Source organism: Streptomyces sp. NPDC048288 (assembly GCF_043201555.1).
GTDB lineage: Bacteria > Actinomycetota > Actinomycetes > Streptomycetales > Streptomycetaceae > Streptomyces.
Window position 1 is genome coordinate 1 of the sequence record NZ_JBICZD010000028.1, and the last position, 22907, is coordinate 22907.

General features: G+C 68.8%; 11 protein-coding genes. 7 read left to right on the forward strand and 4 right to left on the reverse strand.

Going from position 1 to position 22907, the window contains the following annotated elements; genetic code table 11:
* The first annotated feature begins 115 nt into the window (after positions 1-115).
* Positions 116-400: a VOC family protein gene (locus ACGFZS_RS48865; protein WP_393800694.1), complete on the forward strand. Its 285-nt coding sequence runs from the start codon at positions 116-118 to the stop codon at positions 398-400.
* Positions 401-548: 148 nt separating this feature from the next.
* Here ACGFZS_RS48865 and ACGFZS_RS48870 read toward each other — a convergent pair whose 3' ends face one another.
* Positions 549-4340 (reverse strand): P-loop NTPase fold protein, encoded by a 3792-nt coding sequence (locus tag ACGFZS_RS48870; protein ID WP_393800695.1) that lies wholly within the window; start codon positions 4338-4340, stop codon positions 549-551.
* Positions 4341-4632: 292 nt separating this feature from the next.
* Between ACGFZS_RS48870 and ACGFZS_RS48875 the strand changes: the two genes are divergently transcribed.
* Positions 4633-5040 (forward strand): hypothetical protein, encoded by a 408-nt coding sequence (locus tag ACGFZS_RS48875; RefSeq protein WP_393800696.1) that lies wholly within the window; start codon positions 4633-4635, stop codon positions 5038-5040.
* A 313-nt stretch (positions 5041-5353) separates the two neighbouring features.
* On the opposite strand, the gene ACGFZS_RS48880 is transcribed toward ACGFZS_RS48875, so the two are convergent.
* Positions 5354-6883 carry a helix-turn-helix domain-containing protein gene (locus ACGFZS_RS48880; protein ID WP_393654536.1) on the reverse strand — a complete coding sequence of 510 codons (1530 nt, stop codon included), beginning with the start codon at positions 6881-6883 and terminating at the stop codon, positions 5354-5356.
* Positions 6884-7236: 353 nt separating this feature from the next.
* On the opposite strand from ACGFZS_RS48880, the gene acnA reads away from it, so the two are divergent.
* The 3 genes from acnA (at position 7237) to ACGFZS_RS48895 (ending at position 12727) form a co-directional block, all read left to right on the forward strand.
* Positions 7237-9951, forward strand: coding sequence for an aconitate hydratase AcnA (acnA, locus tag ACGFZS_RS48885; protein WP_355724233.1), 2715 nt, complete (start codon positions 7237-7239; stop codon positions 9949-9951).
* 173 nt (positions 9952-10124) lie between these two features.
* Positions 10125-10850: a response regulator transcription factor gene (locus tag ACGFZS_RS48890; protein WP_393800697.1), complete on the forward strand. Its 726-nt coding sequence runs from the start codon at positions 10125-10127 to the stop codon at positions 10848-10850.
* A complete protein-coding gene (locus ACGFZS_RS48895; RefSeq protein WP_393800698.1) occupies positions 10847-12727 on the forward strand; it encodes an ATP-binding protein in 1881 nt (626 codons plus the stop codon). Before ACGFZS_RS48890 ends, ACGFZS_RS48895 begins: the two co-directional genes overlap by 4 nt.
* A 27-nt stretch (positions 12728-12754) precedes the next feature.
* Here ACGFZS_RS48895 and ACGFZS_RS48900 read toward each other — a convergent pair whose 3' ends face one another.
* Positions 12755-13369 (reverse strand): Uma2 family endonuclease, encoded by a 615-nt coding sequence (locus ACGFZS_RS48900; protein ID WP_393800699.1) that lies wholly within the window; start codon positions 13367-13369, stop codon positions 12755-12757.
* 260 nt (positions 13370-13629) lie between these two features.
* Between ACGFZS_RS48900 and ACGFZS_RS48905 the strand changes: the two genes are divergently transcribed.
* On the forward strand, positions 13630-14697 hold the full coding sequence (locus ACGFZS_RS48905) for a lytic polysaccharide monooxygenase (RefSeq protein WP_393800724.1): 1068 nt from the start codon (positions 13630-13632) through the stop codon (positions 14695-14697).
* Positions 14698-15040: 343 nt separating this feature from the next.
* Positions 15041-18313, forward strand: a complete 3273-nt coding sequence (locus ACGFZS_RS48910; RefSeq protein WP_393800700.1) for a GH92 family glycosyl hydrolase — start codon at positions 15041-15043, stop codon at positions 18311-18313.
* A 446-nt stretch (positions 18314-18759) separates the two neighbouring features.
* Here the strand turns inward: ACGFZS_RS48910 and ACGFZS_RS48915 are convergent, their stop codons facing one another.
* The gene (locus ACGFZS_RS48915) at positions 18760-22503 is read right to left on the reverse strand and encodes a GH92 family glycosyl hydrolase (RefSeq protein WP_393800725.1); all 3744 of its coding nucleotides are present in this window, start codon (positions 22501-22503) and stop codon (positions 18760-18762) included.
* Positions 22504-22907 lie beyond the last annotated feature (404 nt).

Consider the following 22907-nt stretch of genomic DNA (forward strand, 5'->3'; position numbering starts at 1 on the left):
CTACGAGCGCAAGCCGGAACACTTCCTCGCCTTCACCGCCATCGCCGCGACCCTCATATGTCACCGCCGACTCACCAAATGAAATGGCGTCTAAGCCGCGGTCCTGGACGCAGATGTGGAAGGGAGCGACCCCTTCGCCCGGGTGACGGTCCCCGGCGCCGTCCTGTCGTTCTTCTCCACCCAGGGCATGGAGTCGATGGTGCCCGGATCGATGGCCGCCGCTGCGAGCGGAGGCTTCACCCTGGAGTTCCAGGTCGCCGACGTGGACGCACGCCACGAACGCCTCCTGGCACGGGGGATCGAGATCCTCAAGCCGCCGACAACTCAGCCCTGGGGACGCCGCTCGGTCTGGTTGCGCGACCCGGACGGCAACATCGTGAACCTCTACCAGGAGGCGTGACGATCGCTCCCCTGCACCGCGGGTCGCTCATTGTGGGACAGCCTTTAGACCCGCCTGTCCGCCGAACTGACCGTACAGCCTCAGAAAGAGATCACCGAAGGGCCGTCGATACACCACTCCGGCGGACGTGACCGAGAGGCGGCAGGGCTCAGTGGCCGGGACGCGATCCCTCCCAGGTGTGGAAGCTCAGGCGGCTGACTTCGCGGCACCATCTCTGATACGGGCCAGCCATGGAGGGGAATCTCTGTCGGTTGCTGATCTGCCGTAGGGCGTGCACGGCATTGCTGCCTTGAGAGCCGGCAGCCTCCAGCAACGTCGTGAGATCGTCCTGCGGGTCGGCCTCCTGAATGGCCTTGAGGAAGATTGGGGCGGCATTGGGATGGCCTACCAGGAGGGCCAGGAGAACTTGTACCGCCCGGTGGTCGGAGTGCTCCTCGTGGGAGTCCAGGAAACGCGGGAGTTCGGCTTCCGGTATGCCGAAGCGGATCAGTCGGTAGAGGTTGACCAGCTTCTTCGCGGCGCGCGGAGTAGGAAGCAGAGGGGCGAGGGCGGCCAGGGAGATGATCTCTGCCTCGGTCAGACGCAGCGGTGACGGCTGGACCTCCAGCGGCGTCCACCCGGGTCCGGGATGACCGGACAACCGTGAAGTGCTGTGGTGAACGGGCTCATCCGGTGAGACCGGGGAAGGGGCCGAGTAGGGACGTTGCTCTTCGAGTCCGGGAGACGGTGCCATCGGGTGGGTGCTGCCGTTTTCTCCGGTCCGCTCCGTACCCGGTGGCGGAGCCTGGTGGTCGGTGAGCAGTGTCCTGATGTAACTCTCGGCAGCTTCCTGCGAGCTGGTCGGTACGGTCCACGGGATCTGGAAGATCTTGTCCAAGTAGTCGAGCGGGGTGACCGAAGGCGATGTTCCCGTGCGATCTGTGGTGTTCTCACCTGGAAAGAGTTCGCGGTAGTGATGTTCCAGGGCTCCCAGCAACCAGCGTGGGTCCACGGCAACCACGACCACGAAAAGTTGCAGTGCCAGCATGAGGTGTACTGCGGCCAGCAACTCGACAACCCGCGTGGGCGGGCAGCGGTCGAGGTCATCGATGTAGAGAATGATTCTTTCGAGGGGTGGTTGCCCGGTCGGGTATTTGGACCACTGCCGACGGGCCCGGTCGAGATCATCCTGTAAGTGCTCGAGGTCTTGGTGGATACGCCCGAGCAGCCCCCGGTCGGCGGCATAGGCGCTGGAATTGCCGAGATCCTCCAGCAGTCGGGAGAGGCGTACGGTTGCATCTGCCTGAGCCAGTCTGTCCTCGGTCTTGGCGATCTGCGCGCTGAGCTGTTTCTGCACGGAGTCGATGTTGGTCAACGGGCTGGTGACCGACTGGAGTTCCGACGCGATACTGCCGATGGTCCGCAGGGCGCTGAACAGGGCCAGGGCGGCGGCACCTGCAGGGGCATAGGCCGAGTCGAGCCAGTGGTATCCGGCGTAGCCGGCAGCGGCCAGTAGACCCCATCCTGCCAGTGCACGAAGGACGTGGGGGCCGGCTACCCTCAGCCGCCGCCACATATTGACCGGCGATGCCGGTGTGTCGCCTCCATCAATCATCAATTCGAGTTCGGCTTCTTTGGCCTTGTAGCAGGCCAACTCGTTGCGGAGCTCGTGACGTCGTTCCTCGGCCTGGTCCGTGGAGGACTCCAGCCCGTCTGGGCGGTCCGGCTCAACGAGGGCGCGGAAGAGATGGGTGGCGAGCCCAGCCCATAGCCGGTCGTCGCTGTAGTGCCAGGCGTTGAAGGTCACCTGGCGCACATTGGACACGAAGGCGCTCTGGCCGCTGTTTCCCCTAGCGGCTGACGAACGCTCGGCCAGCTCCCGTACCCGGTTCTGCATCTGCAGCATGACACTGGACTTTCCCTCCCCCCACCCTCCGAGCAGCGCGATGGCCAGGGGCGGATCGGTGTCGCGAGCACACACCAGACTTGTGAGGGTTCTTACGTGGCGTGCCTTTCCCAGCAGGTCATCGGCGGTGGGCTGATCCGGGTGGATGCTGGTCACGTTGGGCGCCCGCAGCGGTGGCACATCGGTGCCGCCGATCTGTTGACCGCTGTGCGCCTGCCAGAGGCGCACAGAGCCGTCGTCGCCGCCGGTCGCCAGGACGGACCTACCCGGCTCGAAGCACAGGACGTTCACCCGTCCGACATGGGCTTGGAAGCCGGTGGCACGTTTGCCTGTCGCGCTGTACCACACCCGCACATACCCGTCTTCGGCCCCTGTGGCGCAAAGAGTCCCGTCGGGGCTAAGCGCAACGGCGGTTGCACTCCCGGAGGGCTCTCCCGGCAGGTTACGTGCCAGTTCCAGGAGTGGCTCACCACTGTGGGCATCGAGCAACACCAGTCCTTCGTACCCGGGGATCAGTGCTGTTGTGCGCTCGCTGTCCATGTGTACGGCCGCGTGCCTCGGCTGGCAGGGAAGATCGATGTCGGGAGCGTTCTCCAGCGCCGAAAAGGACTGCGCGCGACGGAGCTTCGCGCCGGCCACGACGGCGATCCCTTGGCCGTCCTGACCTTGCACCGCGTGAATCTTCCCAGGCATCTGAAGAATGGAGGTCGGCTCGTCCGCCGCCCCGTTCCACAACTGCAGTGTTTCGCCTCCAGAGATGATCAGCGTCGCCCCGATGAAATCCACGGATGACGGCGGACTCTGGCCGCGGCTGATCGAGGGGGTGAGCGTCACAAGGGGCTCACCGGTCCGCAGGTCCCACACCTTTGTCATCCCGCCGCCTCCGGTCGACGCCAGGCGCTCGCCCGATCCGTCGAAGGCCAAGTCCGAGATGCTGGAATAGGCATGGGCGAGATCATTCAGATGCTCGTCCGACAGGCGCAACGCCTGAGCGCCGGATGCCGTGTACCACACCCGCACCGTCCCGGAGCTGGATCCGGTGGCCAGCAGCCGACCGTCGGGGCTGAACGCGGCACTCGTCACGCGGCCGATGTCGCCGACGATGGTGTGGCGTCGCTCATGTGTGCCGGTGTCCCAGAGCCCGATGGTCCCGTCCATGCCCGCGCTCGCGAAGGTCCGGCCACTTGGACTGAAGGCAACACGGGCGACGCGTTCATCCGCATGCCCACCGAGCACGGCGACGCATTCCCTCCGGTCGTAGTCCCAGAGCCAGACACTGGACTCATCTCCAGCACCGCCTGCGAGCAGCAAGGAGTGGTGGGGATGGAAGGCAATCGACCAGACGCCCTCGAAGTGTCTCCTCCGCTCTCCCCAATTCTGTGGGAGTTCAAAGTGAGTCGAGCCGTCCTGGATGTCGCAAAAGCGGATGCCCGGGCTCTCCCCGCCCGCTGCTAGAAGATCGCCTTTTGGGCTGAAGGCCACGGCCCTGGGCCACCGTTCCGGATGGGTCATCTCGATCAGGTGCTGGTTGCCGTCGACCGCGGAAACGCAGGCCTTGCCGTGCATGTTCGCTCCGGCGAGCCGGTTTCCGTCGGGGTGGAAGGCCACGCCCTGAACCATGCCGCTTCCTGGCAGCTGGGGAAGGCTCTTGAGAGGGGACAGGTACGGCACGTCCCATACACTCCATTGCCCTTCGTCCTCGCCCACTACGAGCATCTGGTCGTCGGGGCTGAAAGCCACCGACCACGCAGGCCGGGACCGTTCCGTGTGTGCCACCTGCCTGAGCTCCCGCTCCGGCACATCCCACAGCCGTATCTCTCCATCGCCCGAGACGCTGGCCAGCATCCGGCCGTTGCTGCTGGCAGCGATGTCCCGTATGAACGCGCGGTGACAGGGAAGTACCGCCTCCAGCCGTCCCTCTGCGCAGTCCCACAACCGCACCGCATTGTCACCCGCGCTGGCGAGCAGATCTTCGGCGCAGAAAGCCAGCCCCGAGAGGCTTCCAGGATGTCCAGCGAACTTCTGTCCGTCAGGACCAGGACGTTGTCCAGCCATCAGACCCCCACCGAACGGCTTTACGGCACTAAACCTCTCCATAACACGCTTACATAAAACCGCCACCGTCGGCCATACCTAGCAAATCGATCGGATCGAGCAGAGGGGGACGGCGGCACATCGTTCCGCACCTGGACGCCCAGCCGCTCAACGCCATCGGTGCGGAAGACCTGCGTCACTGGAAAAAGGGGTTGGAGAAGGACCTCGGTCCGACCTCGATCAGTCTGGTCCGGGCAACGTTGTCCAGCGCCCTTCGGGCCGCCGTCGAGGGCCGTCGCCTGGGACGCGATCCATGTCGATCCAGCACGGTCGCGCCACACCCGGCAGGGTCGAGGCGGGGCCGCCCGAACCAGTGCCGGCGGTACGGGAGGCACTGCCCGACCGGTACCGGCTCCTTCTTGTGATCGGCGCGGGGCTTGGGCTCCGGCAGGGGGAGGCGCTCGGGCTTGCTCTGGAGGACATCGACTTCGCCAAGGAGGCCGTCCATGTGCGGCGGCAGGTCAAGATGGTGCGGGCGAAGTTCTGTTTCGCGCTTCCCAAGTGCCGCGAGGTCAGGGACGTGCCGCTGACGTCAAGCGTGGCCCGAGCAATACAGCAGTACATCGAGGAGTTCGCGCCGGTGCCGGTCATGCGGCCCTGGGGCACTCCGACTCCGCCGGAGATGCCAGTGGAGGCCGAGCACTGGCGGCCGGGGACCTAGAACCTTTTGGCGCGCTGCTTCATCGCCTCCGAGGAACTGGCGGCCGACGAATCGATCGTCTCCCGGGCACGGCGGATGGGGCACTCCAACCCCAGGTTCACGCTGCGGAAGTGCTCCCACTTGTCGCCCCGCGCCGGCGCACGGGTCGGCACCGCTATCGACGCGATCTTCGCGCAGTTGCGACCGGTCGGCAGAGCTTGTGGCCCGCGGCCCACAGCAGGCCCAAAGTCCCAGAGAAATCCCGGAGACGCCGCCGCACCCCATCCTGGCCCGCTCAACAGCACGTCAGACAGGGTGCGGCGGCGCTCGCGCCTCAGATGTCCCGGAAGATCTCGATCTGTGCCCCGATGGTGTTCAGGCGCTCCGCGAGGTCCTCGTAACCGCGGTTGATGACGTACACGTTGCGCAGTACGGAGGTGCCCTCGGCCGCCATCATGGCGAGGAGGACGACGACGGCCGGGCGCAGTGCCGGCGGGCACATCATCTCGGCGGCGCGCCAGCGGGTCGGGCCCTCGACCAGGACCCGGTGCGGGTCGAGGAGTTGCAGACGGCCGCCGAGGCGGTTCAGGTCGGTCAGATAGATCGCGCGGTTGTCGTAGACCCAGTCGTGGATCAGGGTCTTGCCCTGCGCGACCGCCGCGATGGCCGCGAAGAACGGGACGTTGTCGATGTTCAGGCCCGGGAACGGCATCGGGTGGATCTTGTCGATCGGCGCCTCCAGCTTGGAGGGGCGGACCGTGAGGTCGATCAGGCGGGTGCGGCCGTTGTCCGCGGAGTACTCGGGGCTGCGGTCGTGGTCGAGCCCCATCTCCTCCAGGACCGCCAGCTCGATCTCCAGGAACTCGATGGGGACGCGGCGCACCGTCAGCTCCGACTCCGTGACGACCGCGGCGGCCAGCAGGCTCATCGCCTCGACCGGGTCCTCGGAGGGGGAGTAGTCCACGTCCACGTCGATGGTCGGGACGCCGTGCACGGTCAGCGTGGTCGTGCCGATGCCCTCGACCTTGACGCCGAGCGCCTCCAGGAAGAAGCAGAGGTCCTGGACCATGTAGTTGGAGGACGCGTTGCGGATGACGGTGACGCCGTCGTGGCGGGCGGCGGCCAGCAGCGCGTTCTCGGTCACCGTGTCGCCGCGCTCGGTCAGCACGATCGGGCGGTCCGGGCGGATCGCGCGGTCGACCTGCGCGTGGTACTGACCCTCGGTCGCCGCGATGTCGAGGCCGAACCGGCGCAGCGCGATCATGTGCGGTTCGATGGTTCGCGTGCCGAGGTCGCAGCCGCCGGCGTACGGCAGCTTGAAGTGGTCCATGCGGTGCAGCAGCGGACCGAAGAACATGATGATCGAGCGGGTGCGGACGGCGGCCTCGGCGTCGATCGACGCCATGTCGAGGTCGGCCGGCGGCACCAGTTCCAGGTCGACGCCGTCGTTGATCCAGCGGGTGCGCACGCCGATGGAGTTGAGCACCTCCAGCAGGCGGTACACCTCCTCGATCCGCGCCACCCGGCGCAGCACCGTGCGCCCCTTGTTGAGCAGCGAGGCGCACAGCAGGGCCACGCACGCGTTCTTGCTGGTCTTCACGTCGATCGCGCCGGACAGCCGGCGACCGCCGACCACCCGCAGATGCATCGGGCCCGCGTAGCCCAGTGAGACGATCTCGCTGTCCAGGGCTTCACCGATTCGGGCGATCATCTCAAGGCTGATGTTTTGATTGCCGCGCTCGATGCGGTTGACAGCGCTCTGACTGGTGCCGAGCGCCTCCGCCAGCTGTGCCTGTGTCCAGCCGCGGTGTTGCCGGGCGTCACGGATGAGCTTGCCGATGCGTACGAGGTAGTCGTCTGACATGGGACCGAGGTTATCTCAGATATGAGATGGTGCCCGGTAAGGGGGCCGTTCGAGTGACGGGCCGTCAGCGGGGCCCCGTGGTAGGGCTGGTCGAGCATCGGAATATCCGGTGTGTCGTCATATGTGGCAGTTTCGGTCGAGTGCTGGTCCCGAAACTCCGTCGGACGGTGGTCCGGGCATGACCATCCGGCCCCCGTGTACTAGAGTTATCTCGACATCGAGATATCTGCCAGGCGCACCGTGACCGCCACCCCAGTGAGGGTTACCTAACTTAGCCTTACCTTAGTGGATCGGCCAAGTCGGCGTGGCGGCAGGATCGTGGTGGTACGCGCACATCAATGAAGGAGACTGTCGTGTCGGCGAACAGCTTCGACGCCCGCAGCACGCTGCAGGTGGGCGACGAGTCGTACGAGATCTTCCGGCTGGACAAGGTGGAAGGCTCGGCTCGCCTTCCGTACAGCCTGAAGGTGCTGCTGGAGAACCTGCTCCGCACGGAGGACGGCGCGAACATCACCGCCGACCACATCCGCGCCCTCGGCGGCTGGGACTCGCAGGCCCAGCCCAGCCAGGAGATCCAGTTCACGCCGGCCCGCGTGATCATGCAGGACTTCACCGGCGTCCCCTGTGTCGTGGACCTCGCCACCATGCGTGAGGCCGTCAAGGAGCTGGGCGGCGACCCGGCGAAGATCAACCCGCTGGCCCCGGCCGAGCTGGTCATCGACCACTCCGTCATCGCCGACAAGTTCGGCACCAACGACGCCTTCAAGCAGAACGTCGAGCTGGAGTACGGCCGCAACAAGGAGCGCTACCAGTTCCTGCGCTGGGGCCAGACCGCGTTCGACGAGTTCAAGGTCGTCCCCCCGGGCACCGGCATCGTCCACCAGGTGAACATCGAGCACCTGGCCCGCACGGTGATGGTCCGGGGCGGCCAGGCCTACCCCGACACCCTGGTCGGCACCGACTCGCACACCACCATGGTCAACGGCCTCGGCGTCCTCGGCTGGGGCGTCGGCGGCATCGAGGCCGAGGCCGCGATGCTCGGCCAGCCGGTCTCCATGCTCATCCCGCGCGTCGTCGGCTTCAAGCTGACCGGTGAGCTGAAGCCCGGCACCACCGCCACCGACCTCGTCCTCACGATCACCGAGATGCTGCGCAAGCACGGCGTCGTCGGCAAGTTCGTCGAGTTCTACGGCGAGGGCGTGGCCGCCACCTCCCTCGCCAACCGCGCCACCATCGGCAACATGTCGCCCGAGTTCGGCTCCACCGCCGCGATCTTCCCGATCGACGGCGAGACCCTGAACTACCTGCGCCTCACCGGCCGCTCCGACCAGCAGGTCGCGCTCGTCGAGGCGTACGCCAAGGAGCAGGGCCTCTGGCTGGACCCGAAGGCCGAGCCCGACTTCTCCGAGAAGCTGGAGCTGGACCTCTCCACGGTCGTCCCCTCCATCGCCGGCCCGAAGCGCCCGCAGGACCGTATCGTCCTCGCCAACGCCGCCGAGCAGTTCAAGACCGACGTCCGCAACTACGTGGACACCGCCGACGAGGCCGGCAAGGAGTCCTTCCCGGCCTCCGACGCCCCGGCCACCACCAACGGCGTCCCGACCAACCCGGTCACCGTGACGGCCCCCGACGGCACCACGTACGAGATCGACCACGGCGCGGTCACCGTCGCGGCCATCACCTCCTGCACCAACACCTCGAACCCGTACGTCATGGTCGCCGCCGCGCTCGTCGCGAAAAAGGCCGTGGAGAAGGGCCTGACCCGCAAGCCCTGGGTCAAGACCACCCTCGCCCCGGGTTCCAAGGTCGTCACCGACTACTTCGAGAAGGCGGGCCTGACCCCCTACCTCGACAAGGTCGGCTTCAACCTGGTCGGCTACGGCTGCACCACCTGCATCGGCAACTCCGGCCCGCTGCCGGAGGAGGTCTCCAAGGCCGTCAACGACCACGACCTGGCCGTGACCTCGGTCCTCTCGGGCAACCGGAACTTCGAGGGCCGTATCAACCCCGACGTCAAGATGAACTACCTGGCCTCCCCGCCGCTGGTGGTCGCCTACGCGCTCGCGGGCTCCATGAAGGTGGACATCACCAAGGACGCCCTCGGCACCGACCAGGACGGCAAGCCGGTCTACCTGTCGGACATCTGGCCGACCGAGGCCGAGGTCAACGACGTCGTCGCCAACGCGATCGGCGAGGACATGTTCAACAAGTCCTACGCCGACGTCTTCGCCGGTGACGCCCAGTGGCAGTCCCTCCCGGTCCCGACCGGCAACACCTTCGAGTGGGACGCCGAGTCGACGTACGTCCGCAAGCCCCCCTACTTCGAGGGCATGCAGCACGAGCCGGCCCCGGTCACCGACATCGCCGGCGCCCGCGTCCTCGCCAAGCTCGGCGACTCGGTCACCACCGACCACATCTCGCCCGCCGGTGCCATCAAGGCCGACACCCCGGCCGGCAAGTACCTCACCGAGCACGGTGTGGAGCGTCGTGACTTCAACTCCTACGGCTCCCGCCGAGGCAACCACGAGGTCATGATCCGCGGCACGTTCGCCAACATCCGCCTGCGCAACCAGATCGCGCCGGGCACCGAGGGCGGCTACACCCGCGACTTCACCCAGGCGGACGCGCCGGTGGCGTTCATCTACGACGCCTCCCGCAACTACATCGAGCAGGGCATCCCGCTGGTCGTCCTGGCCGGCAAGGAGTACGGCTCCGGCTCGTCCCGCGACTGGGCCGCCAAGGGCACCGCGCTGCTCGGCGTCAAGGCCGTCATCGCCGAGTCCTACGAGCGCATCCACCGCTCGAACCTCATCGGCATGGGCGTCCTCCCGCTCCAGTTCCCGGAGGGCGCCACCGCCGAGTCCCTCGGCCTGACCGGCGAGGAGACCTTCTCCTTCACCGGCGTCGAGGAGCTCAACAACGGCACCACCCCGCGCACGGTCAAGGTCACCACCGACACGGGCGTCGAGTTCGACGCGGTCGTCCGGATCGACACCCCCGGTGAGGCCGACTACTACCGCAACGGCGGCATCATGCAGTACGTGCTGCGCAGCCTGATCCGCAAGTAGACAGTCCGATCCGCGAGTAGGCGGAAGAGGCCTGTGAGGGCCGCGTCCCCGGTCAACGGGGGCGCGGCCCTTCGCCTTTCCCACCGTCCCCGGTGCGCGTTGTCCGCCCGTGACATCGCCCAGGCTCAGTCGGAACACAGGGTTCCCCCAGCCAACCGGCACAGACTTGATACATGTCTGCCATCGCAGGGTCCCGAACCGGCCGAGTCCGCGTCCTGATCGTCGACGACGAGCCCGCTCTCACCGAGCTGCTCTCCGCCGCCGTCGCCGACGCGGGCTGGCGCCCCTACCCCGCGCTCGACGGACAGACGGCCCTGCGGCTGGCCCGCGGCTGCGCCCCGCACGCGGTGGTCCTCGACGGGATGCTGCCCGACCTCGACGGCCTCCAGGTGCTGCGCAGACTCCGTTACGAGATGCCGAAGCTGCCCGTCCTGATGCTCACCGCCCGCGACGCCGTCGAACACCGCATCGACGGCCTGGAGGCGGGGGCCGACGACTACGTCACCAAGCCCTTCTCCGTGGCGGAGGTCGTGCTCCGGGTGCGCGGGCTGCTGCGCCGGGCCGGCACCGAACAGGCCCCCGCCGACGACTCCGTGCGCGTCCTCGGCGACCTGGTGCTGACCGGCGAGTCCCGCGAGGTGCAGCGGGCCGGCACCCCGATCAAGCTGACCGCCAAGGAGTTCGACCTGCTCAGCCTGTTGCTGGACCATCCCCGCCAGGTGCTCAGCAAGGCCCAGATCCTCGAACACGTCTGGAGCACCTCCTTCGACGGCGGCGGCAACCTCGTCGAGGTCTACATCTCCAGCCTGCGCCGCAAGCTCGACCGGGGCCGCAGGCCGATGATCCACACCGTGCGTGGCATGGGCTACGTCGTGAGGCCCGTGGAGGACGGCAGATGACCACCCGGTTCAGCGGCCGGCAGCTCACCACCCGCCTGCGCGGCCGACACCTGACCACCCGGCTCCGCGGCCGCCAGGCGACGACCCGGTCCGACGAGCGTCAGACGACGGCCCGGTCCGACGAGCGCCAGACGACTGCCCGGCCCGACGAGCGCCAGACGACTCCCCGGTCCGACGAGCGCCAGACGACTCCCCGGTCCGACGAGCGGCGGCCGACGGCCCCGCCGAACGAGCTGCAGTCGGGCGTGGCCCGGCCGAACGAGCTGCAGTCGGGCGCGACCCCGCCGAGCGAGCTGCAGTCGGGTGCGACCCCGCCGAATGAGCGGCAACCGGGCGCGACCCGGCCGAACGGGCGACCCTCGGCCGCGGCCCGGCTGCGGAGCCGGTCGCTGCGCACCCGCCTGCTCGTCCTCATCACCGCCGTCCTGGTCTGTGTCTGCGCCGCGATGGCCCTGACCACGGTGTTCGCCCAACGCGCCTATCTGATGGGCAGCCTGGACAACCAGGTCAGCGACGCGGCCGAGCGCGGAGTCGGCGGCGCCGCCCTGCACCCCCAGCTCACCCGCGACCTCACCTTCCTCAACGAGAGCGGCCACCCGGCCGGCATGCTCGCCGCCCGCTTCGACGCCGACGGCAACATCCTCAGCGCGGCCGTCGTCACCCAGGACGCGCCCCCGGCCCCGCTCAGCACCGCCCAGACCGCCGCCCTCCAGGGCCTCGTGCCGGACGGCTCCACCCACACCCGCCAGGTCCCGGGCCTGGGCACCTACCGGGTCACCGCCCTGAACGCCAGCGGCATCCGCGTCCTGGCCGGCCTCCCGATGGACGACGTGCTCAACACCATCAGCGGCCTGGTGGAGATCGAGGCCGTGGTGGCCGCGCTCGGTCTCACCGCCGCCGGCTGTGTCTGCGCGGTGGTGATACGACGACAGCTGCGCCCCCTCGGCCGGGTCGCCGCCACCGCCGTGGAGGTCTCCCACGCGCCCCTCGGCCGGGGCCAGGTCACCGGACTGACCAGAGTGCCCGACCGGGACACCGACCCCGGCAGCGAGGCCGGCCAGGTCGGCGCCGCCCTCAACCGGATGATCGACCATGTGGAGGCCTCGCTCGCCGAACGCCAGCGCAGCGAGGAGCAGATGCGCCGGAGCGAGGAGCGCATGCGCCGCTTCCTGGCCGACGCCAGCCATGAACTGCGCACCCCGCTCGCCTCGATCGCCGGGTACGCCGAGCTGATGAACCGCGGCACGGACCGCATCGAGCCGGGTCTCGCCTGGCGCCGGGTCAACGCCGAGTCGGCCCGGATGCGCAGCCTGGTGGAGGACCTGCTCCTGCTGGCCCGCCTCGACGAGGGCCGCCCGCTGCAGTCCGCCGAGGTCGACATGGCCGCGCTGGTCGCGGAGGCGGTGTGGGACGCGCGGGCGGCCGGCGCCGGTCACGTCTGGCAGCTCGAACTCAAGCTGGACGGCGGCCCGGCACTGGTCCTGGGCGACGAGGCCCGTCTGCACCAGGTGGTGGCCAACCTGCTGGCCAACGCCCGCGTCCACACCCCCGCCGGTACGACGGTGACCGCCACGGTCGAGGCCACCCCCACCGCCTGCATGATCCGCGTCCGCGACGACGGTCCCGGCATCCCGCCCGCCCTCCTCCCCACCGTCTTCGAACGCTTCACCCGCGCCGACTCCTCCCGCACCCGCACCGGCGTCCTGGAGGGCGGCTCCGGCCTCGGCCTCGCGATCGTCGACGCGATCACGGTGGCCCACGGCGGCCGCATCGACGTACAGAGCGCGCCGGGCCGTACGGAGTTCACCATCGAGCTGCCCATCGCCGAACTCCCGCCCACGGACACGGCGGTACGGGCCCGCCCGGCATCGGTCTAGGAAGCGCCGCGCCGGACGGGAGGGTGATCAGAATCCGACGAGGGCGGCGAGGTCGATCTGGACAGGGAACGGCAGCTCGGTGACGAGTTTGTCGCGGTGGATCGGGTGTAGAGGGGCGGGGATGTACGAGAGGGTGTCCGCGTTGAGCCAGTACTCGTGCACGGTCAGCCTGTGGTCCCGGTCGAGTTCGACTCGCCAGTAGCACGGGACCTTGGCGGCGGCGAACTGTGCGGGCTTGCTCACGCGGTCATCTCGGCGGGAGCCCGGGGAAACGACCTCGACGACGAGGGTGAGGTGTGACGTCGGGATGCACTCCACCTCGAAGTAGTCAAGGTTCCGAGGGTCGAAGACGATCACGTCCGGTTTCACGACATTCTGCTCGTCCACCATCACACACTGCTCGCTCAGAACCCGACACGGTTTCGTGCGGGCCGCCTTGAGGGCGTCGGCGATGCCGTCCCGTACGTCGTTGTGCCAGAACCTGGGCTGCCCTTTAACCACGATCCACCCGTCCACGAGTTCCCAGTCGAAGGGCAGTTCCAGGTCTTTGACCTGATCGAATGTCCAGCCGTCAGCAGGCGGGAACATCCAGTTGTCCTCGTTGGCCGGTCCCTGCTGGCGTGTCGTCATCACTGCTCCCATGGGCGAGAGTGTGGACGCGGTGACGCGTCGTGATCCTCTGTACGAAGGTATCGCCACCCGAAGCGGTGAAGCCATGCCGCGCCGTTTACACCCGCCCCCGTCCGCGCTAGCTTCACAGGAGAGTGGGGTGGGAGCGCTCCCATCAAGCCTCGGCGGACCGGAACCCGCCCGGCGTGCCGGGTCCGCTCCCGCCCCGCGTTCATCTCTCCGACCCGCGCACGACCGTGCACCCCACACCGAGGGAGTTGTCTGTCATGGCTATGACAAGAAAACCCCGATTACCCCTCCCCACCCGAGGCCGAGCCCTCTTCCTCGCTTTCCTCGCCCTCCTCACCACGGTCCCCGCCCTCGCCCTGATCCTGGCCGCCGGTGCTCCGGCCCAGGCGCACGGCACCCCCATGAAACCCGGCAGCCGTACCTTCCTGTGCTGGCAGGACGGGCTCACCGACACCGGTGAGATCAAGCCCGTCAACCCGGCCTGCAAGGCGGCCCAGCAGGTCAGCGGGACCACGCCGTTCTACAACTGGTTCTCCGTGCTGCGCTCGGACGGCGCGGGCCGCACCCGCGGCTTCGTGCCCGACGGGCAGCTGTGCAGCGGCGGCAACCCCAACTTCACCGGCTTCGACCTGCCGCGCGACGACTGGCCGGTCACCCACCTCACCTCCGGTGCGACCGTCGACTTCTCCTACAACGCCTGGGCGGCGCACCCGGGTTGGTTCTATGTCTACGTCACCAAGGACGGCTACGACCCGACCCGGCCGCTCACCTGGGGCGACATGGAGGACACCCCGTTCCTGACCGTCGACCACCCGCCGCTCAACGGCACCCCGGGCACGGTCGAGGCCAACTACTCCTGGACCGGGCAGCTTCCGGCGAACAAGACCGGCCGGCACATCATCTACATGGTGTGGCAGCGCTCGGACAGCACGGAGACCTTCTACTCCTGCTCCGACGTGGTCTTCGACGGCGGCAACGGCGAGGTCACCGGCATCCACGACCCGGGCAACCCGACCGAACCCCCGCCCGGCACCTGCACCGCCACCCGGACCACCACCAACAGCTGGCCCGGCGGCTACCAGTCCCAGGTCACCGTCACCAACAGCGGTGATGTGGCGATGCTCGGCTGGATGGTCGACTGGACGCTCCCGGTCGGCCAGTCGGTGGCCAGCCTCTGGAACGGCAACGCCACCTACAGCGGACAGGACGTGATGGTCCACAACGTCGACTGGAACGGCTCGCTCAGTCCCGGGCAGAGCACGACCTTCGGCTACGTCGTCCAGGGCGACGGCGGGGACAGCGCGACCGACCTGCCCTGTCAGGTCGGTTGACCCTGGTGACCGCTCTGGGCGGACCCGGTGTCGGTGCGCACCGGGTCCGCGAGCCGGGCAGGCGAGGGGGGATGGGCTGCCTGTCCGGGGGGAAGTGGTTCGGCTTGTGTCGACGCCGTGACAGGCGACAACGTTGTCTGATGGTCCGTACATGACTCTACCGCCTCAACCGACAACGATGTCAACCCACTTGGGGTAGCCCGACCGGGTGAAACGCGTCGGTGCCTGCCCCGGCTCACACGGGCCCACGCGGTCTTCCGTGTTACCGGTGGCGCACGTTACTGTCCCTGCGGCTTGTGCGACCTGTGGTGCGCGACCCGTCCGGAGGAGGAAGGGCCGCGTCATGCGTTTCCGACCCATGTCCCTGCTGCTGGCCGCGGTACTCGCGGCCGTCGGCTCCACCCCCGCCCTCGCGGCGACGACCACGAGCGCACCCCCCGAACTGGTCAAGGACCCCACGGCGTACGTCGATCCGCTGATCGGCAGCAGGAACGGCGGCAACACCTTCCCGGGCGCCGTCCTGCCCTTCGGCATGCTCTCCTGGAGCCCGGAGAACACCAGAGGCGACGCGACCAGAACGGCCGCGCCCGGCGGCTACCAGTACGACGCCACCCGCATCCGCGGCTTCAGCCTGACCCACATGTCCGGCACCGGCTGCGCGGGCGGCAGCGGCGACATCCCGTTCTTCCCGTACGCGGGCGAGGTGACCTCGTCGCCCGCGAGCGACACCAAGGACGCCGTCTACGCCTCCGACTTCAGCCACGCCGACGAGACCGCCGAACCCGGCCACTACAAGGTGGGCCTCGCCTCCGGCGTCACCGCCGACCTCACCGCGACCACCCGCACCGGCTCGGCCCGCTTCACCTACCCCGCCGACAAGCCCGCCTCACTCCTGGTCCGCACCGCCAACTCCGAGGTGGGCTCGGCCGATTCGACCGTCACCATCGACCCGGACACCCGCACGGTCTCCGGCTCGGTCACCTCCGGCGACTTCTGCGGCTACCTCGACCCCGAGGGCCAACGCGCCTACTACACCCTCTACTTCACCGCCCGCTTCGACCGCGCCTTCACCGCCACCGGCACCTGGCAGGACGACCGGCTGAGCCCGGGCTCGACCACCGCCTCCGGCGGCACCGGCGGGTTCGCCACCGGCGGGCGGCCCGTCGCGGGCAAGGGGGCCGGCGGGTACGTCCGGTTCGCGCCCGGCGCCGGGCCCGTGAACGTCAAGGTCGGCATCTCGTACGTCAGTCAGGCCGCCGCCGCGGCCAACCTCGGGGCGGAGAACCCGCCCGGCCGCTCCTTCGACGCCGTCCGGGACGCGGCCCACCGCGCCTGGCGCGACCGCCTCGACGCCATCCGGGTCGGCGGCGGCACGGACGCCGACCGCACCACCTTCTACACCGCCCTCTACCACGCGCTCTTCCACCCGAACGTCATCAGCGACGCCGACGGCCGCTACCGGGGCAGCGACGACAAGGTGCACCGGGTCGCCCGCGGCCACCGGGCGCAGTACGGCACCTTCTCCGGCTGGGACGTCTACCGCGACCAGGTCCAGCTGCTCACCCTGCTCGACCCGCGCACCGGCTCGGACATCGCCCAGTCGCTGTACGAACTCGCCCGGCAGAACGGCGGGGTCTGGGACCGCTGGCTGCACGGCGCCAGCGGCACCCACGTCATGAACGGCGACCCCGCGCCCACCGCCCTCGCCGGCATCCGGGCCTTCGGCGGCACCGGCTTCGACCTGAAGGGCGCGCTGGACTCGCTGGTGAAGGCGGCGACGGTCCCGACGGACCGGGACCTGTCCGCCGCGGGCAAGCCGGTGCTCTCCGTCGGCCAGCGCCCCTCCCTCGACAAGTACCTGGACAAGCACTACATGCCGTCCGTGTCCAACGCCTGGGGCGGCGCCGCCGAGACCCTGGAGATGTCCACGGCCGACTTCTCCCTCTCCCAACTCGCCGCGGCGGCAGGGGAGAAGGACACGGCCGCCGTCTTCGCGGACCGCGCCCAGTGGTGGCAGAACAACTTCAACATCGCCGCCGACCCCAGCGGCGGATACATCGCCAACCGCAAGGCGGACGGCAGCTGGGTCACCGGGTTCACCCCGGCCACCGGCAACGGGTTCGTCGAGGGCACGGCCGCCCAGTACACCTGGATGGTCCAGCACAACCCGGCCGGACTCTTCGCCGCGATGGGCGGCACCGAGCAGGCCCTCGCCCGCCTCGACGCCTTCTTCCACAACAGCGACGGCAGCTGGGCGTTCACCGGCAGCGGCGGCGACAAGTCCGAACTCGACAACGAGCCCTCGCTCAACGTGCCCTACCTGTACGACTACGCCGGCGCCCCCTACAAGACGCAGGAGACCGTCCGCGCGGCGATGACCCGGCTCTGGTCCACGCAGCCCGGCGGCATCCCCGGCAACGACGACCTCGGCGCCATGTCGTCCTGGTACGTCTTCTCGGCGCTCGGCATGTACCCCCAGGTCCCGTCCCGCGCCGAACTCGTCCTCGCCTCACCCCTGTTCGAGCGTGTGGAGATCGACCGCCCGGGCGGCAACGACATCTCGATCCACGCGCCGGGAGCGGCGGCGGACGCGCCCTACGTCCAGTCCCTGAGGGTCGACGGCCGTACCAGCGACCGCCCTTGGCTCGACAGCTCCTTCGTCCGCGACGGCGGCCGCCTGGACTACACCCTCTCCGCCACCCCGAACCGCACCTGGGGCACGTCCTCCGCGCCGCCGTCCTTCCGGACCGGCGAGCAGCCGTACCAGATCGGCGTCGGCCCGACGACCGCGACGGTGGCCCCCGGTGACAGCACCGAGGTCGACATCCGGGCGCTGTCCCTGACCGGCGGCACCGGCCCGGAGGTCCGCTTCCACGTCGAGACCCCGGACGGCGTCGAAGCCACCCCCGCGGAGGGCACGGTGACCGACGGCGCCCAGCGGATCACCCTCGCCACCACCTCCGGCACCCCGCAGGGCTACTACGACGTCAAGGTCACGGTGACCTCCACCCACACCGCCTACTCCCAGCCGGTCGCCCTCACCGTCGCCGCACCGGGCACCCTCCTCGCGGCCTACGACAACACCGGCGTCTCCGACGACTCCGGCGAGCACGACGAGGCCGATTTCGACGGCGGTGGCTGGAGCTACTCCCGCCAGGCCCTGGCGGCGGCCGGCCTCACCGCGGGCGGCCAGGGCACGGTGAACGGCCTGACCTACACCTGGCCCGACGCCCCCGCCGGCCGCCCCGACAACGCGACGGCAGCCGCCCAGACCATCGAACTCCCCACCCCCGCATCCGCGTTGTCCTTCCTCGGCAGCGCCACCAACGGCAACCAGTCCACCACCGCGACCGTCACCTACACCGACGGCACCACCGCCCCCCTCGACCTCTCCTTCACCGACTGGACCATCGGCGGCGGAGGCGGCACCGTCCAGTACGGCAACCAGATCGTGGCGAGGAGCGCGTACCGCAACGTCGCGGGCGCCGACAAGGACCCGGTGGCGACCTACGTCTTCGCCACGAAGCCCTTCGAGGCACCGGCCGGCAAAACCATCAAGACCATCCGCCTCCCCGACAACAGCGACCTGCACGTCTTCACCCTCGCAGTGAGCTGAACAGCCCCCCGCCCGCCCCGGCCGGTTCCCGACTGGCCGGGGCACCACCCTGCCTGGGACCAACACCGGATGGGCAAGCGACCCGACCTGCCGAAGGAGTTCCGGTCGGAAGCGCGCACGGCCTTCGCGTACCTCACCGAGACCGAGGGCTTCTCGGAGCCGGAGGACGACGGCCTCGGTCTGGTGTTCCGGCGTGGCGACCTGGCGGTGCGGCTCTGGTACTTCGCCGGTCGTGAGTACAGCATGGTCACGGGTCTGCTGTCGGTCGATCCGGACGGCACCCTGGGAAGAAGGGACGTCTGGATCGAGGACCTGTACACCGGCCTGGGGTGCGGCCCTGCGGCGCGTGCTGCCGCTGATCGACGGGGAGATCCCGGAGGTCTGAACGACGAGAGGGGCGGGCCCGAGTGTCCTCCGGGCCCGCCCCCTTTCGTGCCGGTGGTGTGTCAGGCCAGCAACTCCACCTCCGAGAGGGTCGATTCACTGTCCAGGACGAGCCGGTAGTGGGTGTACGTGCCGGATTTCTGGATGGTGAAGGCCCGGGTCTGGAGGTTCCAGGCGAAGGTCTCGCCCGAGCGGCGGTCCACGGTCTTCCAGTCGGTGCCGTTCGCCGAGGCCTGGAGGGTCCAGCCCGTCGGGGCCTTGGTGTGGTCCGACGGTGAGGTGAGCGTGTACTGGACGCCCTTGGCCGACTTGGTCACCGGCAGGTCCACCGACGTCAGGGTCTGCTGGGTCGCCGAGGTGTTGTCGAAGAGGGAGCCGTCGGGCTTGAGGACGTCGGCGCGAGGGGCCGGGACCTTGTCGTCCTGGGCGATGGAGACCGGGCCGGCGTTCTTGCCCGTGCCCCAGGTCGACGGCTTCGGGCCCATCGTGAAGTCGATGACACCGCCCTGGGAGATGAGCGAGTGGGGGAGCGAGGTCGATGTCCAGATGCGGCCGTTGACCCTGACGCCCTGGACGTACACGTTCCGCGCGCTGTTCTGCGGGGCCCGGATCACCAGGTCGCGGCCGTTCTCCAGGTGCACGGTCGCCTTCTTGAACAGCGGGGAGCCGATCGTGTAGTCGCCGCTGCCCATCACCAGCGGATAGAAGCCGAGGGCGGAGAAGAGGTACCAGGCCGACTGCTCGCCGTTGTCCTCGTCGCCGTGGTAGCCCTGGCCGATCTCGCTGCCCAGGTAGAGCCGGGAGAGCGCCTCACGGACGGTCGCCTGCGCCTTCCAGGGCTCGCCCGCCGCGTCGTACATGTAGATGACGTGGTGCGCGACCTGGTTGGAGTGCCCGTACATGCCCATCCGGACGTCCCGGGCCTCGGTCATCTCGTGGATGACCCCGCCGTAGGAGCCGACGAAGTCGGGCGAGGCGGTCTCGGGCGTCGCGAAGTACTCGTCGAGCTTGTCCGCGAGGCCGGACCGGCCGCCGTACAGGTTGGCGAGGCCCCGGCTGTCCTGCGGGGCGGTGAAGGCGTAGCCCCAGCCGTTGGTCTCGGTGTAGTCGTAGCCCCAGACACGCGGGTCGTACGACGACGAGTCCACCCGCCAGTCGCCCCGGGCGTCCTTGCCCTGGAAGAAGCCGGCCTCGGAGTCGAAGAGGTTCACGTAGTCCTGGGCGCGGTTGAGGAAGTAGTCCGACTCCTCCTTGTAGCGCTTCTCGCCCGTCTTCTTGTACAGCGCCTTGCCCATCTCGGCGATGCCGTAGTCGTTGACGTATCCCTCCATCGCCCAGGACAGGCCCTCACGGGTGTCGTCGCTGGTGTAGCCGAGGAAGGGGGAGGTCGACATGCCCTTGCGGCCGACGCCCGAGGAGGGCGGTACGACGGTCGCGTTCTTCAGGGCCGCGTCGTAGGCCGCCTTGGCGTCGAAGTGCACGCCCTTGACGTACGCGTCCGCGAACGCCACGTCCGAGGAGGTGCCGGTCATCAGGTCGGCGTAGCCGGGGGAGGACCAGCGCGAGGTCCAGCCGCCGTCCTTGTACTGCTGCACGAACCCGTCGACCATCTCACCGGCCTGAGCGGGCGTCAGCAGGCTGTAGGCCGGCCAGGTGGTCCGGTAGGTGTCCCAGAAGCCGTTGTTGACGTACACCTTGCCGTCCACGATCTTCGCGCCGGTGTGCGTCGGGGTGTCCTGGCTGGTCATCGGCGAGAACGGGGAGGCGTACTGGTACGTCGAACCGACCTTCTCGAAGCCGGAGTTGGGGTACAGGTACAGCCGGTACATGCTGGAGTAGAGGGTGGTCAGCTGGTCGGCCGTGGCGCCCTCCACCTCCACCTTGCCGAGCAGCTTGTCCCAGACCTTCCGCGCCTGCGCCTTCACCTTGTCGAAGGAGGTGCCGTCCGGGATCTCCTGGCGCAGGTTGTCCTCGGCCTGGTCGACGCTGATGAGGGAGGTGGCCAGGCGGAGGGTGACGGTGTGGTCGGCGCCCGCGTCGAAGCGGAGGTAGCCCTTGACCCCGCTGGAATCGCCGTTCGTCACGGGCTTGTCGAAGACGCCGTAGACGAAGAGCCGGGTGGCGCCCGTCGACAGCCCGGACTTGACGTCGGAGTAGCCGGTGACGATGCCGTGTTCCTTGTCGAGGGTCAGGCCCGCCTGCTCGGTCACGTTGTCGAAGATCACGCTCGCGTCGTCGCCCGGGTAGGTGAAGCGCAGCGCGGCCGCGTGGTCGGTCGGCGTTATCTCGGCCTTCAGCCCGTTCTCGAACCGCACCCCGTAGTAGTAGGGCCGCGCGGTCTCGTTCTCGTGCCGGAAGGCCAGTTCCCGTGCCTCCCGGCCGGTGTCCGGGGTGCCGGAGGCGGCGGACGGCATCATCTGGAAGGTCTGCCGGTCGCCCATCCAGGGGCTCGGCTCATGGCTCGCGCTGAACGCCTGGATCGTCGGCAGGTTGGCGTCGTTGTTCGCGCGGGCGTATTCGTACAGCCAGCTCTCCGAGGACGCGTTGGTCACCGGCGTCCAGAAGTTGAAGCCGTGGGGGAGCGCCGTCGCCGGGAAGTTGTTGCCGCGCGAGAAGCTGCCGCTGGAGTTGGTGCCGCGGGTGGTCAGCGCGTAGTCGGACAGGTGTGCCTTGGGCTTCTCGGGGGCGACCGGCTTCAGGGACACGTCGTCGATCCAGCCGCGGAACTTGGCGGGCCCGGCGGGGGAGTCGTAGCCCACCAGGATCCGGTCGACGGTCTTGCCGGCCGCGACCGAACCGATCACCGACGACACGTTGTTCCACTGGTTGACGTAGAGCGACTTCGACGCGCCCTGGCCGCGCGGGGACAGCGCGAAACCGTGCTGGTCCATGGCGCCCAGGCCGCTCAGATAGGTGCCGTCGGTGAAGGCCAGGTCCACGGAGACGTTGGTCGCGTCGTAGTCCAGGTCGCCGTCGGCCATGGACGGGAAGATCCGGTACGACAACTGCGTGTCCCGGCCGACCTTCACGTCCACGTCGAAGACCTTGTTGTACGAGTACGCCCGGCCGCTCGCCGTGTGCCGTCCGGCGTAGCGCAGCGCGTGCGTCCCGCTGAACCCGGCCCGCGCCTTCGCGGTCGGCGAGCCGCTCGGGCCCCGGTCGACCAGCGAGAGCATGTCCTGGGGCACGGGACCACCGCTGCCGCCCGTGGAGAACTGCACGTCGGCGAGTTGCAGGATGTCGGAGGCGCCGTTGTTCCGCGTCACGTCGAGCCGGAAGTGCTGGTACTCGGCGGGGGTGGCGAGATCGTACGACCTGGTCTGGAACCGCTCCGCGAAGGTCTCGTCGGTCCGGGTGTCGAGGGTCTTCCAGTCCTTGCCGTCCGTGGAGCCCCGCAGGGTCCAGTCCTTGGGGTCGCGCTCGTCGTAGTCGTTGGCCGAGGTGAGGGCGTACGTCACCAGCTTGATGGGCTTGTCGAAGTCGAACTCGACCCAGCCGGTGGGCTCGAAGGTCAGCCACTTGGTGCCCGGCTCCCCGTCGACGAGGTTCTCCTTCACCTCGCCCGCGCCGGTGTTCTCCCCGCTCGCCCGCTCGTCGGTCACATGGTCGGTGACGTTGCCCGGGATGCCGGTGCTGTAGCCGCCGTCCACGCCCGAGGCGCGCGGGGCGCCGCCCGGGTCGGTGTCGACGGTGTCGGTCCAGTCGGGTGACGGATCGCCGGACTCGAAGGAGGAGGCGAACTGGGTCGCGGCGGCCGGCGCCCGGTCCGGCAGGGCGACCGCGGCACCCTGGGAGCCCAGGGTCATGACTACGGCGGCCGTGATCACGACCGCCGTACCAGATCTGTGTCCTGTTCTTCGCTGCGTTGTCCGCTGCATCACAACGGGTACCCTCCCTGCCACATGAGACAACGTTGTCAGCTGCGTGGCGCAGGAACCAGTAGGTGGTCAAGTGACCCGTGATGTCAAGGGTGTTGGCTGCGGCATTCAGGGGGCTATGTCGGCTCTTTTTCCGGCAAGGCGTACACAGGTCGCTCATATTTCCGACAGGTCTCAACTAGGAAAAGACCGACGGCGAACCTTGCATTCGATCTTGCCCCGCTGGCGGGAAGTGGACTATACCTGTCGGCGTTTCCCGCATGACTTCCTGCACGACCCAGCACTACCCGACCGCGGTGCCGGGGAGGATCCGGTTCACCGCCTGAGTCCTG

Excerpts from the sequence above, each read along its gene's own strand:
- ACGFZS_RS48870 (WP_393800695.1), bottom strand. The coding sequence starts at position 4,340 with ATGGCTGGACAACGTCCTGGTCCTGACGGACAGAAGTTCGCTGGACAT.
- ACGFZS_RS48875 (WP_393800696.1), top strand. The coding sequence starts at position 4,633 with ATGTCGATCCAGCACGGTCGCGCCACACCCGGCAGGGTCGAGGCGGGG.
- ACGFZS_RS48880 (WP_393654536.1), bottom strand. The coding sequence starts at position 6,883 with ATGTCAGACGACTACCTCGTACGCATCGGCAAGCTCATCCGTGACGCC.
- ACGFZS_RS48890 (WP_393800697.1), top strand. The coding sequence starts at position 10,125 with ATGTCTGCCATCGCAGGGTCCCGAACCGGCCGAGTCCGCGTCCTGATC.
- ACGFZS_RS48895 (WP_393800698.1), top strand. The coding sequence starts at position 10,847 with ATGACCACCCGGTTCAGCGGCCGGCAGCTCACCACCCGCCTGCGCGGC.
- ACGFZS_RS48900 (WP_393800699.1), bottom strand. The coding sequence starts at position 13,369 with ATGGGAGCAGTGATGACGACACGCCAGCAGGGACCGGCCAACGAGGAC.
- ACGFZS_RS48905 (WP_393800724.1), top strand. The coding sequence starts at position 13,630 with ATGACAAGAAAACCCCGATTACCCCTCCCCACCCGAGGCCGAGCCCTC.
- ACGFZS_RS48910 (WP_393800700.1), top strand. The coding sequence starts at position 15,041 with ATGCGTTTCCGACCCATGTCCCTGCTGCTGGCCGCGGTACTCGCGGCC.
- ACGFZS_RS48915 (WP_393800725.1), bottom strand. The coding sequence starts at position 22,503 with ATGACCCTGGGCTCCCAGGGTGCCGCGGTCGCCCTGCCGGACCGGGCG.